This is a genomic window from Exiguobacterium alkaliphilum (genome assembly GCF_018138125.1).
In the GTDB taxonomy this organism is placed as follows: Bacteria; Bacillota; Bacilli; order Exiguobacteriales; family Exiguobacteriaceae; genus Exiguobacterium; species Exiguobacterium alkaliphilum.
Map to the genome: position 1 here is coordinate 687,440 of NZ_CP073101.1, position 11,972 is coordinate 699,411.

12 protein-coding genes and 1 pseudogene are annotated in these 11,972 nt (G+C 54.5%); 11 read left to right on the forward strand and 2 right to left on the reverse strand.

Annotated elements, in window-relative coordinates:
- Positions 1-3 precede the first annotated feature (3 nt).
- The 6 genes from KB235_RS03700 (at position 4) to mgtE (ending at position 5,812) form a co-directional block, all read left to right on the forward strand.
- Complete coding sequence (locus KB235_RS03700; RefSeq protein WP_211780427.1) at positions 4-423, forward strand: YwiB family protein; 420 nt, start codon at positions 4-6, stop codon at positions 421-423.
- Positions 420-848: a hypothetical protein gene (locus KB235_RS03705; RefSeq protein ID WP_211780428.1), complete on the forward strand. Its 429-nt coding sequence runs from the start codon at positions 420-422 to the stop codon at positions 846-848. The genes KB235_RS03700 and KB235_RS03705 overlap by 4 nt, the downstream gene beginning before the upstream one ends.
- 47 nt (positions 849-895) lie before the next feature.
- Positions 896-1,411 carry a GNAT family N-acetyltransferase gene (locus KB235_RS03710; protein ID WP_034817664.1) on the forward strand — a complete coding sequence of 172 codons (516 nt, stop codon included), beginning with the start codon at positions 896-898 and terminating at the stop codon, positions 1,409-1,411.
- 6 nt (positions 1,412-1,417) lie between these two features.
- Positions 1,418-2,134 carry a hypothetical protein gene (locus KB235_RS03715; RefSeq protein ID WP_034817666.1) on the forward strand — a complete coding sequence of 239 codons (717 nt, stop codon included), beginning with the start codon at positions 1,418-1,420 and terminating at the stop codon, positions 2,132-2,134.
- A 90-nt stretch (positions 2,135-2,224) separates the two neighbouring features.
- Entirely contained in the window at positions 2,225-4,351 is a 2,127-nt protein-coding gene (locus KB235_RS03720; protein WP_211780429.1) for a (Fe-S)-binding protein, read from the forward strand.
- A 102-nt stretch (positions 4,352-4,453) separates the two neighbouring features.
- Positions 4,454-5,812 carry a magnesium transporter gene (gene mgtE, locus KB235_RS03725; RefSeq protein ID WP_211780430.1) on the forward strand — a complete coding sequence of 453 codons (1,359 nt, stop codon included), beginning with the start codon at positions 4,454-4,456 and terminating at the stop codon, positions 5,810-5,812.
- A gap of 31 nt (positions 5,813-5,843) precedes the next feature.
- On the opposite strand, the gene KB235_RS15805 is transcribed toward mgtE, so the two are convergent.
- Both KB235_RS15805 and KB235_RS15810 read right to left on the reverse strand, forming a co-directional pair.
- Complete coding sequence (locus tag KB235_RS15805; protein WP_420842159.1) at positions 5,844-6,485, reverse strand: methyl-accepting chemotaxis protein; 642 nt, start codon at positions 6,483-6,485, stop codon at positions 5,844-5,846.
- 120 nt (positions 6,486-6,605) lie between these two features.
- Positions 6,606-7,160: pseudogene (locus KB235_RS15810) on the reverse strand (protoglobin family protein); the annotation flags it as partial.
- Positions 7,161-7,289: 129 nt separating this feature from the next.
- Between KB235_RS15810 and KB235_RS15610 the strand changes: the two are divergent.
- The 5 genes from KB235_RS15610 to KB235_RS03750 all read left to right on the forward strand — a co-directional run bounded on the left by KB235_RS15610 (position 7,290) and on the right by KB235_RS03750 (position 11,948).
- Complete coding sequence (locus KB235_RS15610; protein WP_246514320.1) at positions 7,290-8,021, forward strand: hypothetical protein; 732 nt, start codon at positions 7,290-7,292, stop codon at positions 8,019-8,021.
- A gap of 45 nt (positions 8,022-8,066) precedes the next feature.
- Positions 8,067-8,582, forward strand: a complete 516-nt coding sequence (locus KB235_RS15615; protein WP_246514322.1) for a hypothetical protein — start codon at positions 8,067-8,069, stop codon at positions 8,580-8,582.
- Positions 8,583-8,672: 90 nt separating this feature from the next.
- Entirely contained in the window at positions 8,673-9,152 is a 480-nt protein-coding gene (gene rpoE, locus KB235_RS03740) for a DNA-directed RNA polymerase subunit delta (protein ID WP_034814470.1), read from the forward strand.
- A 236-nt stretch (positions 9,153-9,388) separates the two neighbouring features.
- The gene (locus tag KB235_RS03745) at positions 9,389-10,984 is read left to right on the forward strand and encodes a CTP synthase (RefSeq protein WP_211780432.1); all 1,596 of its coding nucleotides are present in this window, start codon (positions 9,389-9,391) and stop codon (positions 10,982-10,984) included.
- A 133-nt stretch (positions 10,985-11,117) separates the two neighbouring features.
- Positions 11,118-11,948, forward strand: a complete 831-nt coding sequence (locus tag KB235_RS03750) for a TVP38/TMEM64 family protein (protein WP_211780433.1) — start codon at positions 11,118-11,120, stop codon at positions 11,946-11,948.
- The last annotated feature ends 24 nt before the right edge of the window (positions 11,949-11,972 follow it).

Genomic DNA, 11,972 nt, shown 5'->3' on the forward strand with positions numbered 1-11,972 from the left:
ATCATGGCAATTGAACCGAAACGTATACGCGTCCGTCAGACGACGAAAATGAGCGAACTCGATGAACCGATCGTGCTCGTCGCGGACGGTCTCTATTATGAACTGAAGACGGGCTTCATCTTGACGTTTGACCAAGAGCGTGAGGACGGCATCGTGCCGACGACGTTGAAATATACGACGGGGCGGCTCGCCCTTATATGTAAAGGACCGATCGAGATGAACCATTCGTTCATCGAAGGACGGCTGACACAGAGTGTATACAAAAACCCATATATGGCGATGACGATGGCGACGACGACGGAACGCCTTGACGTTTCAGACGGGCGTTGCCAATTCGACTACGCGTTAACGATGAACGACGATGTCGCCGGCACGTACGCTGTCGACGTCACATGGACGTTTAAAGGAGGAGACGAAGCATGAACTTTCAAGAGCGAGTGAAAAAGATTGAAGAGATGTTGAACGAGGACTGGTTCGAGATGCTCGAGACGAACGAGGACGAGTATGAGGAGTGGCGCGGTCGCCTCGAAGATCATGCCGAGCACGTCATCGGACATTACGACAACGAGACCGGCGTCGACATGGACTCGGTCGACAAGTTGCTCCAGTTGAACGACGAGTTCCCGCTCCTTTACGGAGAAGACACGGTCCGGTTGTACCTCGCCTTAATCGAGGCACGTCCGGAAGACAAGTCGGTGTACGAACGTTACGTCGACTATTTGGCCGCGATTGGGGACGCTTCGCACGAAGAGTTTTTACGGTTCCATACGCTCGTCGACGCGAGCAGGCTCGACGAGGCACGAAAGCTCGCGCCGGAGATGCCAGCACGATTGGGACTCGAAGAATAAGGCCGCATTGCGGTCTTTTTTCTACATAAAGATAAGGGGGAAGGGCGATGTTACGTCTTGTGAAGACATCGATGGACCAAGAACAGCAAGTGCATGCATTTTTGAAGGAGTGGCGGGAACGGGATGAACGCATCGTCCCGAACGCGGTCGACGGGGAGGCGTCTGACTTTGAGACGTATGTCAAAGCGATTCGGGCGCGTGAGGTACGCGCGGAGAACGCCGGTTGGGTGCCGAGCACGACGTATTGGTTGACCGACGGGGAAGAACTGCTCGGGGCGGCCAACATTCGGCACGAGTTGAACGAGCAGTTACTCAATTTCGGTGGTCATATCGGCTACGGGATTAAACCGAGTGCACGGGGGCGGGGACTTGCGACGAAACAGCTCGCCCTCGCGCTCGAGAAGGCGAAGTCGCTCGGCATCGAGCGCGCGTTGATCACGTGCAATCGAACGAACGTCGCCTCGAAGCAAGTCATTTTGCGTAACGGTGGGGTGCCGGACACGCCGTTCATAGAAACGGACGGGACGGTCGTCGAGCGGTTTTGGATTGAGCTGAAAGGGTGACGACACATGGGCGACTGGATCGTGGTGTACTTGGCGGCCATCAACTTCTTCGGCATCTATTTGTTCCCGCGGGACCGCATCCCGTCGAAGAAGTGGTTCTCGTTCTCGAGCGGGATCGCCATCACGTATTTCTTCATGTACTTGCTCCCGTCGCTCAATAAGCGCCAAGACACGCTCCGAGTCGACTGGCTCGACCTTGCCTTGCCTTCAGAGATTTATGTCGTCAGTCTCATCGGGTTCACCGTCTTTTACGGGACGATGCGGTTCGTGCGGACCCCGCACTTCCAAGATGAGACGCTCGACCGAAACGTCTCGTATTGGCTTCAAGTGACGCTCCTCACGGCGTATATGTCGTTCTCGGCATACGTCGTGACGGAGACGTCGGTGACGAACGTCGCCCAAATGTTTTATGCGACCGCACTCGGCGTCCATTTTCTCGCCGTCGGTCACGACTTGTATCGCCATTACGGCGAGGTCTACTTGACACAAGGCCGCTACTTTTTCACGGTCGGCATCCTCGTCACCGGCTACGTCGCCCGCTACGTCGACTTGGCGTCGCACGTCGAGACGATTCTGTTCGCGTTCGTCGCCGGGGCGATGATCCTGAACATCGTCAAGTTCGAGTTGCCGGCCGACCGGAATCTTCACTTCCGTACGTTCGTGCTCGCCGTGACGATTTACGGGGGACTTCTTCTCATCTTGAAGCACGTTCTCTATTTTTAAGTTCCCCCAAGAAAATGAATGACTGTTCATTCATTGTTTGGTATACTGATTCCAAGAATGAATCCGTTTTCATTAAGGGGGATGTTGGGGATGTCTACATTTTTAATCGTCAACTGGATTCTGTTCTTGCTCGTTCTCGGCTATGGCTTGTACTTGTTCGCGTCGCTCGTCTATCAGCGGTACACGTTCATCAAGCTCGGGAAGAAGGCAGAATGGAGCCAGACGAACAAAGAACGGCTTGAACAGGTGATGATCAACGTGTTCGGGCAAAAGAAATTGTTGAAAGATAAGAAGAGCGGCATCATTCACGTCATGATGTTCTATGGGTTTATCCTCGTCCAGTTCGGGGCGATCGACTTCATTTGGAAAGGGCTCGCCGTCGGGACGCGTTTCCCGCACGTGCCGCTCGGTCCGCTCTATCCAATCTTCACGTTCATGCAAGAGATCGTCATGCTCATGATTCTCGTCGCGGTCGTTTGGGGATTCTACCGCCGCTATATCGAGAAGCTTGTGCGCTTGAAGCGGAACTTTTTGGCCGGTCTCGCGCTCATCTTCATCGGCGGGCTCATGGTGTCCGTCTTGTTCGGGAACGGCTTTTACCTCGTCTATAAAGAAGAGCTCCCGATGTGGGGCGAGCCGGTCGCGACCATCATCGGCTCGGCGTTCGCCTGGGTGCCGGGTGGCGTCGCGTTCGCGCTCTTCATCGTCTTCTGGTGGCTGCACCTGCTATTCTTACTCAGCTTCATGGTGTATATCCCGCAAGGCAAGCACGCTCACTTGATTGCCGGCACACTCAACGTCTGGCTCGGCCGGACGCATAAAGTCGGTCGTCTCGCACCGGTCGATTTCTCGGCGATGGAAGAGGCGGAAGAGTCGGATGAAGAGGTCGTCTTCGGGGTCAACAAGATCGAAGACTTCAACCAGAAGCAGCTCGTCGACTTGTACGCCTGCGTCGAGTGCGGACGCTGTACGAACGTCTGCCCGGCGACCGGTACCGGCAAGATGCTGTCGCCGATGGACCTCATCGTCAAACTGCGCGACCATATGAACATGAAAGGGGCCGCCATCACCCGGAAGTCGCCGTGGGCGCCGGCGCTCTTGTTCCAAAATACGCAAGGCGCGGAGATCGCCGCGGCAGCGATGGACGGGAACATGCTCGTCGCCGACGAGTTGATCGGCAACGTCATCACGGAAGAAGAGATTTGGGCGTGCACGACGTGCCGCAACTGTGAAGACCAATGCCCGGTCATGAACGAGCACGTCGACAAGATCATCGACCTTCGTCGTTATCTCGTCATGATGGAAGGGAAGATGGACCCGGAGGCGCAGCGCACGGTCGCCAACATCGAACGTCAAGGCAACCCGTGGGGGATGAACCGGAAAGAGCGCGAGAACTGGCGCAAAGACACGGAACTCGTCATCCCGACGGCGAAAGAGAAGAAGAAGGCGGGCGAAGAGTTCGAATTCCTCTTCTGGGTCGGGGCGATGGGCTCGTATGACAGCCGCAGCCAAAAAGTCGCCCAGAGCTTTGCGAGCGTCTTGAACAAGGCCGGCGTCTCGTTCGCTATCCTCGGCAACGAAGAGAAGAACTCGGGCGACACGCCACGCCGCATCGGGAACGAGCTGTTGTTCCAAGAGCTCGCCGAGGCGAACATCAAGCTGTTCGAGAAGTACGGCGTCACGAAAATCGTCACGGTCGACCCACACGCGTACAACACGTTTAAAAACGAGTATCCGGACTTCGGCCTCACGGGTGTGAAAGTGTATCATCACACCGAGCTCCTCGCCGAACTGCTCGACACGGGGCGCGTCAAACCGGACTTCGCCGTGAATGAACGGGTCGTCTATCACGATTCGTGCTATCTCGGTCGCTATAACGGCATCTATGACGCACCACGCTTCGTCTTGGAGCGCATCCCGGGCGTCGAACTCGTCGAGGCGGCCCGGAACCGTGAGAACGGGATGTGTTGCGGGGCCGGCGGCGGTCTCATGTGGCAAGAAGAGAAAGTCGGGACGCGCGTCAACGTCGCACGGACGGAGCAATTACTTGAAACGAAACCGACCGTCATCGGATCGGCCTGCCCGTATTGCTTGACGATGCTCTCAGACGGGACGAAAGCGAAAGAAGTCGATGAGACGGTCGGCACGTTCGACGTCGTCGAACTGCTCGATCGTTCACTCGCTCCGCTCGAAGTACCCGAACCGCTCGTCCAATAAATTAGTGACCCGCTTCCGTATGCTGGAGCGGGTCTTTTTAGTTTCGATGAGGCGAAATATCGGAATAAGAAAGGAGATACATTTAGCAGAGGAAGTGAGCGTATGGTTGAAATGATGACGGACAACGAGATCGCCTTGGCCATCATCCAAGCGTTGAAAGACGGAAGACGCACCGAGTTCCAGGAAATCGTGGACGAGCTCCAACCGTATGACGTCGCCCAACAGTACAAGCTGTTGCCGGGTAAGCATCAAAATAAGTTCTTGCTTTACTTGACGCTCGAACAGATGACCGACATGATTCAAGAGCTCGACCAGACGACGCGGCTCCAGGTGTTGCACCGGCTCGGGTTCGAGCGGACGTCCGAAGTGCTCGATTTGATGGAGAACGATGAAGTCACGTCGTTCATGTCCGAACTCGACCCGGAACGTGTCGAGGAACTGTTGTCGGAAATGAGACAGGAAGAGTCGAGCGTCGTCCAAAACATGATGACGTACCCGGAAGAGACGGCGGGACGTCTCATGAACAACCGGTTCGTCTGGATTCCGGAGCACTACTCGATTCGGCAAGCCGTCGACAAGTTGAAAGACTTCGCGGCCCTCGCCGAGTATTTGAACTATTTGTATGTCGTCGATGCCGATAAACGGCTCGTCGGCGTTATCTCGTACAAGGATTTGATTTTAGCCGACATCGATGACGCCGTCGCCGACGTCATGTACAAACGCGTCGTCAAAGTCGATGTCATGACCGATCAAGAAGAAGTCGCCAAACTGATCAACCGGTACGACTTCATCTCGATTCCGGTCGTCGAGGACGGCGACCGGCTCGTCGGCATCATCACGGTCGATGACGTGCTCGATATCGTCATCCAAGAAGCGAACGAGGACATCGAGAAGCTGTCGGCTTCCGGTAAGGCGATTGACTTCGACACGAAACCGCTCGTTGCCGCATATCGCCGCTTGCCGTGGCTCATCTTGCTCTTATTCATCGGTTTGATTTCAGGCAGCATCATCGACGGATTCTCTGGCACGCTCGAACAAGTCGTCGCACTCGCGTTCTTCATGCCGATGATTGCCGGGATGACAGGGAACACGGGGACGCAATCGCTCGCCGTCGTCGTAAGGGGTCTTGCGATGCGTGATTTGACGTTTCGCCAAGTCGTCGCGCTCATCTTCCGTGAGTTGTGGGTCGGTGTCATCATCGGTGTCACGTGTGCCATATTAATCGCCGTCATCGCGTTCGTCTGGCAAGGGAGCTGGACACTCGGTTTCGTCGTAGGCAGCTCGCTCCTCGCGACGCTTATCATCGGGACGCTCGCCGGCACGATCATCCCGCTCATCCTATACAAGTTGAACGTCGACCCGGCCGTCGCATCCGGTCCACTCATCACGACAATCAATGACATCTTGTCGCTCCTCATCTATTTCGGGGTGGCGACCGCCTTCTTGACACGACTCATGTGAAAACACCCGGACAACGGTCCGGGTGTTTCGTTTATTGCTCGGCTTTCGTCAAAAGCGATGACGTAAGATGAGACAACCCTTGTGTCGTCTCGTTGATGGCTGAAATCGTTTCAACCATTTGACTCAAATCTTCTTTGTTTCGTTCGAACGAGAGGGTGTAGTTGCCCATCTCATCTTTCACCGTCATGAAGCCTTCCTTGACCGCCCCGAGTTGACGCATCGCTTCATCGTTCGTGCGATGCATCTGCCCCATCTGTTCAAGCAGCGCGGCGATGTTCGTCTCGTTCTCATGGATGAGGACGTTAATTTGACTACTCAGCTGCTTGGCATTCTCGGCGAGTGTGCGGACCTCGGTTGCGACGACGGCGAAGCCTTTCCCGTGTTCCCCGGCCCGGGCCGCTTCGATGGATGCGTTCAAGGCGAGCAAGTTCGTCTGGTTGGCGATTTGCTCGATGCTTCGAGTCATGTTGACGATTTCCTCGGACCCGTGCTTCAGTGACGTGATGCGTTCGAGCGATGTATCGACGTACGTGGCCGAGCGCGTGAACTCGGATTCCATCTGTTCGATTTGCTGCCCGTTCGTTTCCGTGAGCGTCATCAAGTGTCGGCTCATCTGTTCCGTCTGTTCGGTTTCCCGTAACACTTGATGGGCCCGATCGCTCGTTTCCGCCATGGCGTTCCCGGTCCGTTCCATCGTTGTCGCGACTTCTGAACTGACGTGGCCGATGTCGCGCAACAAGGCGTCGCGTGCGTCGCTCGCCGCCTCGATTTCATCAAGTCGCGCGTCGACGTACTGCTCGGTCACGATTTGAGCGTCCAGGTTCATCGCATGGGACAAGGCGAGGAGCGCCTCCGTCATCGTGGCTGGGTCGTGTTGATAATGTTCGACGATTTTTGGGACGAGAAGCGTATTGAATGCGGCATACGTCGCGAGGAACCACGTGACCGGTACCGCATAATGATGGTGCGTCTGCCCCATGCGTTTACGCATGGCGAGGAACTTGTCATCGATTCGTCCGGTCAATAGGCTTCGGAAGTAGTCAGCGAATACGTTTTTCAGTCGCTCCCGTGTCGAAGCGGCGCTAGCGAGCTGGGCCATGTCAGGTTGTTGCATCAAATGGTCGAGCACGCTCTCTAACACATCGTCTAATACAGATTCGACGAGTGGCGCCATCGCTTGTAGCTGTTCGACTTGTCGCGACGTGTAGCCCATGTAGTGAGCCCGGCCGTTAAGGGTCGGATCGCTCGGTTTGGCGATCGTCGTCGCATCGGGAAAACCGATTGAAGCGGTAAACGCAACGGGTGATGATTTACGGAAGAGTGCCATATTGTTTCTCCTTTTTCTCATGAAGCTTAAAGTATGTTCTCTTCTATATCGGCTAAATAGTGAAATAAGTGAGAATTCGATGTGCTAGCGGAAAATCCGGGAATGAATCATGTAGAAGTCGATGCACTGGATAGCGAAGGAGGCCGAGATGTGAAAAATATATTCGTGTTGTTGACAATCGTCAGTGCCCTAAGTAGCCAAATCTTGCCTCAAATTTTATTTCTCGCGGTCATGGCGCAAGGCGAAGGGGCGAGTCGGGTGATTCCGTTCATGATCTTTTACGTCGCCAGCATGTCGGGGCTTCTCGTCTGGATTTATGTTGTTGGTCGAATCGGCTCAAAGCGAACATTTTTGCTGGCCCTCTTCGTCTTGGTCATCGGGCTCGGCTGTTGGTATTTGCCGTTCGCTTGGGGTGTCGAAGTGAGTGCGTTTTTCATCGGTGTCGGATCGATCGGTGTCGGCACGATGATGACGACGATCCTGTCTCAGCTGAAGGAGTTGTCTCCACAGAAGGAAGGGGGGAGTTCGCTTCCACTCGTCATCTTGCTCGTCGCGTGGATTGTGTTATTCTCGTACGCGCTCACGCGCTCAAATGATCTCGCAGTCTTGTTCTTTATAATCAGCCTGAGTTTGCCGTGGTTGTTCGTTCGAAAGCTCCCACTTACGCGTGAAGCGACATGGACGTTCTCGACGACGCTGTTCCTTCGGGCGTTTCTCGTCGTCACCGTTTTCACACTCCTCAGCCGACTCGTCAGTCTACTAGAAGGGACGCGTGGGTATCTCGAGATTTTCTTCTTGACGCTACTCCTCGTCAGCTATATGGTCTGGCTCCTGCTTCAGCGGAAGACACGGAATTATGTGACGACGAAATCGACGCGCTAAGTCCAGTTCTTGGCGTATGCCGTCGGACTGTTCGGAGGGTGGACGTTGATTGGGGCCGTCTTCACGAGCCTCGCCCTCTATTCCTTCAACGTATTGCTCTTTTATGTCTTCGTTCCGTTTTTATTTGGGGTCATCGGCTGGATTTTATTCGGTCAGGTCGTACCAGGTGTCAAACGTCCGTGTTCGTTTCTACTCGTCTCATCGGCCGCGTTCTTCCTCGGCTTTTGGCATCCGATCGCCTTGATCCCGGTCTTTTTCGTGAACGGCTATATTCAGACGATGTATTCGAGCCTCGGACACGTGCACTTGTATACGCCCTACGGAGAGAATAAAGAGTTCGCGGCGCTCGTCATGCAACTGTGGAAGAAGCTTGGGATGGTCGTCGCCCAAGTCTCGCTCATGCTCGGCATCCTCGCATACGGGCTGACAGTCGGCCAAACCGTCAACACCGACCTGTCCTTCGCCATCCCGAAGAGCTGGATGGTCGGCGTGCTCGCCGTGACGTGGGCGGTGAACGTCGCCGTCATCACCGTCTATTGGCGTCAAATCGTCCGGAAGTAAGTCGAAACAATTTTCTCTAGCTTTTTCATATCGCTTTTGTTTATAATGAGGAGTGATGTTTAACAAGTGACGGAAAAGGAGTGTCCTTTAATGAATAAATCGTTGATCGATTTCGTTTACGAGATTCTTCAAGAGACTGGCGAGCAACCAGTATCCTTTGATGAAATCCGTGAGCAGATCAGACAAAACTATACGTTCGCAAGTGAAGAGGAAGAGCTCGAGAAAATCGCGCAACTCTACACGGACATGAACATCGACGGACTATTCGTCAACTTGGGAGCAAACCGTTGGGCGCTTCGTGTTTGGTATCCGTTCGATAAGTCGGACGAGGATCTCGTCATCGAAGCACGTCAACGCGGTGAGCTTGACGAGTTCGAAGAAGATCTCGATGAGACGGACGAAGGCATCGTCGACATCGAAGACGACCTCGACGTCTTTGCAAAAGGTGAAGATTTTGACGCATCTGAGTTTGAGACAGACGATGACGCCGAAAAAGTTCCAGACCTCGATGATTTCGAGGACGAGGACTTGGACGACGACCTCGATGTCGAAAACGAAGATGATTTATAAGAGACCGCAAAAAGCCGGGCACTTGTCCCGGCTAGGCGTGTCTCTTTTTCTTTTTTGCGGCTTTCGAAAAAGAAAAAATAATGACTTGACGACTGCATCGTCTCTGACGTAAATTAGTCATGGGCTCGTTTAGCACATGCCGATGCAGCAAAAGTGTCCTCCATTTCAGTGGGGGCACTTTTGCTTTTTTTGTTTTTTGTTTCCCGTAGTGGGCATTCATGAGAGGAGAAATGATGATGACAAAGTATATTTTCGTAACAGGTGGGGTCGTATCCTCACTCGGTAAAGGAATCACAGCCGCTTCACTCGCACGTCTACTCAAAAACCGAGGATTGAACGTGACGATTCAAAAGTTTGACCCGTACATCAACATCGACCCGGGCACGATGAGCCCGTATCAACACGGGGAAGTGTTCGTCACAGACGACGGCGCCGAGACGGACCTTGACCTCGGCCACTATGAGCGCTTCATCGACATCAACTTGTCGCAAAACGCGAACGTGACGTCGGGCCGCATTTACTCGACGGTCCTCAAAAAAGAGCGCCGTGGGGATTACAATGGTGGAACAGTTCAAGTCATCCCGCACATCACGAACGAGATCAAAGACCGCGTCTTCCGTGCCGGTCGCGAGACGAACGCAGATGTCGTCATCACAGAGATTGGTGGAACAGTCGGGGACATCGAGTCGCTTCCGTTCATTGAGGCCATTCGTCAAGTGAAGAACGACATCGGCAAAGAGAACGTCATGTACGTTCACTGTACGCTCGTCCCTTACCTTCGCGCTGCCGGTGAGATGAAGACGAAGCCGACACAACATAGCGTCAAAGAGCTTCGCAGTTACGGGATTCAACCGGATATCATCGTCCTCCGTACCGAGCACGACATCTCGGAAGATATGCGTGAAAAGATCGCCTTGTTCTGTGACACGCGCAAAGAAGCGGTCATCGAAGCACAAGACGCATCAACCCTTTATGAAGTACCGCTCAACCTTCAAAAACAAGGGATGGACCAACTCGTCAACGACTACTTCGGCTTCAACACGCCAGCTGCGGATATGACGGCTTGGAAAGAGCTTGTCCATACGGTCACGCACCTCGAGAAGAAAGTGAAAATCGCCCTCGTCGGGAAATACGTTGAACTTCGTGACGCGTACATCTCGGTCGCGGAATCGCTCAAACACGCCGGTTACGCCTTCAACGCCGATATCGACATCGACTGGGTCAATGCAGAAGACGTGACATCAGAGAACGTCGCGACGCTTCTCGGCGACGCGGACGGAATCCTCGTCCCAGGCGGGTTCGGGGAACGCGGCATCGAAGGGAAAATCGAAGCGACGCGTTTCGCTCGTGAGAACAACGTGCCGTTCTTCGGGATCTGCCTCGGGATGCAACTCGCGACGGTCGAATTCGCCCGTAACGTCTTAAAACTTGAGGGCGCCCATTCGGCAGAAATCGATCCATCGACGAACTATCCGATTATCGATTTGCTTCCGGAACAAAAAGACATCGAGGATCTCGGCGGTACGCTTCGCCTCGGCCTCTACCCATGTAAACTCGAACAAGGGACGAAAGCGCACGCCGCTTACAACCAAGAGCTCGTCTACGAGCGCCACCGTCACCGTTACGAGTTCAACAACGAGTACCGTGAAGCGTTCGAGGCGGAAGGGTTCAAGTTCTCAGGAACGAGCCCGGACGGTCGTCTCGTCGAGATTATCGAGATTCCAGAACACAAGTGGTTCGTCGCGTCGCAGTTCCACCCAGAACTCATCTCGCGTCCAGAGCGCCCACAGCGCTTGTTCCACGACTTCATCCAAGCCTCGCTTGGCGAATGATTCACGAGCCGCAGTCGTCGACTGCGGCTTTTTCTATCGGACGAAAGGATGAGGTGTGTGACTGCTTCAGATGGATACATGTTCTCCGAAATCCGGGTAAACTAACAGTAGAACGGGGAGAGGGCGATGCGATATGCGGGAACGGTGGATGATTTATGGAGGGTACGGGGTATCATTGCTTTTGCTCGGCCTATTACCGTTTGTCGTCTTGCCGACCCTCTTGTTGCCGTATCAGCTCGGCTGGAGCGGGCTCGTCCTACTCACGCTCACGATCGGGCTGTTACGGACGATTCGTGAAGGGTCGAGTACGTACTTGAAGCAGATGTTGAAAGTGACGTTCAGCCTGTTCTTGTTGTTCGTTTTCATCTACTATGTCTCGTTCGGACTCGTCTTGTATGACACGTATGGGCTTGACCGATTGCTCGAACGTTATGACGATCAAGCCGCGCTCGTGTTCGCCGCCTTCAGCTTCTTGCAACCGATCGCCCTTCCGGTCCCGGAGGCGGTCAGTGTGCCGATTGGAAGCGTCGCCCTCGGGCCGCTCCGTGCCGCACTCATCGGAAGCGTCGCGACGACGCTCGGCATCCTCGTCATGTACGGGCTTGCCCGTTTCGGCCGGGAGCGGGTCATGCGACTTTTGGATGCGGATAAGCTGGCGACGTACGACCGGTATGTCGATAAGTACGGGCTTGGGGTCTTGCTCGTCTTGTTCGTCATCCCAATCTTGCCGGACGAGGTGATCTGTCTTGCGGCCGGTTTCAGTCGCGTGCCGTTCGGTCGCTTTGTCCTCATCGCGGCATCCGCGAAACTCGTGACGTCGTTCGGCCTTGCCTACTCGGTCACGCTCGGCGAGTTATTCATCACGGGTGCGAGTCCGTTCGCCATCGTCTCGGTCACGGCAAGTCTCATTCTCGTCTTACTCGCTTTCATTTGGCGACGACGGAAAAAAGGAGATTCGAACTGACGTCTTGAAAGAGTGGACAGCACA

Excerpts from the sequence above, each read along its gene's own strand:
- KB235_RS03700 (WP_211780427.1), top strand. The coding sequence starts at position 4 with ATGGCAATTGAACCGAAACGTATACGCGTCCGTCAGACGACGAAAATG.
- KB235_RS03705 (WP_211780428.1), top strand. The coding sequence starts at position 420 with ATGAACTTTCAAGAGCGAGTGAAAAAGATTGAAGAGATGTTGAACGAG.
- KB235_RS03710 (WP_034817664.1), top strand. The coding sequence starts at position 896 with ATGTTACGTCTTGTGAAGACATCGATGGACCAAGAACAGCAAGTGCAT.
- KB235_RS03715 (WP_034817666.1), top strand. The coding sequence starts at position 1,418 with ATGGGCGACTGGATCGTGGTGTACTTGGCGGCCATCAACTTCTTCGGC.
- KB235_RS03720 (WP_211780429.1), top strand. The coding sequence starts at position 2,225 with ATGTCTACATTTTTAATCGTCAACTGGATTCTGTTCTTGCTCGTTCTC.
- mgtE (WP_211780430.1), top strand. The coding sequence starts at position 4,454 with ATGGTTGAAATGATGACGGACAACGAGATCGCCTTGGCCATCATCCAA.
- KB235_RS15805 (WP_420842159.1), bottom strand. The coding sequence starts at position 6,485 with ATGGCGGAAACGAGCGATCGGGCCCATCAAGTGTTACGGGAAACCGAA.
- rpoE (WP_034814470.1), top strand. The coding sequence starts at position 8,673 with ATGAATAAATCGTTGATCGATTTCGTTTACGAGATTCTTCAAGAGACT.
- KB235_RS03745 (WP_211780432.1), top strand. The coding sequence starts at position 9,389 with ATGACAAAGTATATTTTCGTAACAGGTGGGGTCGTATCCTCACTCGGT.
- KB235_RS03750 (WP_211780433.1), top strand. The coding sequence starts at position 11,118 with ATGCGGGAACGGTGGATGATTTATGGAGGGTACGGGGTATCATTGCTT.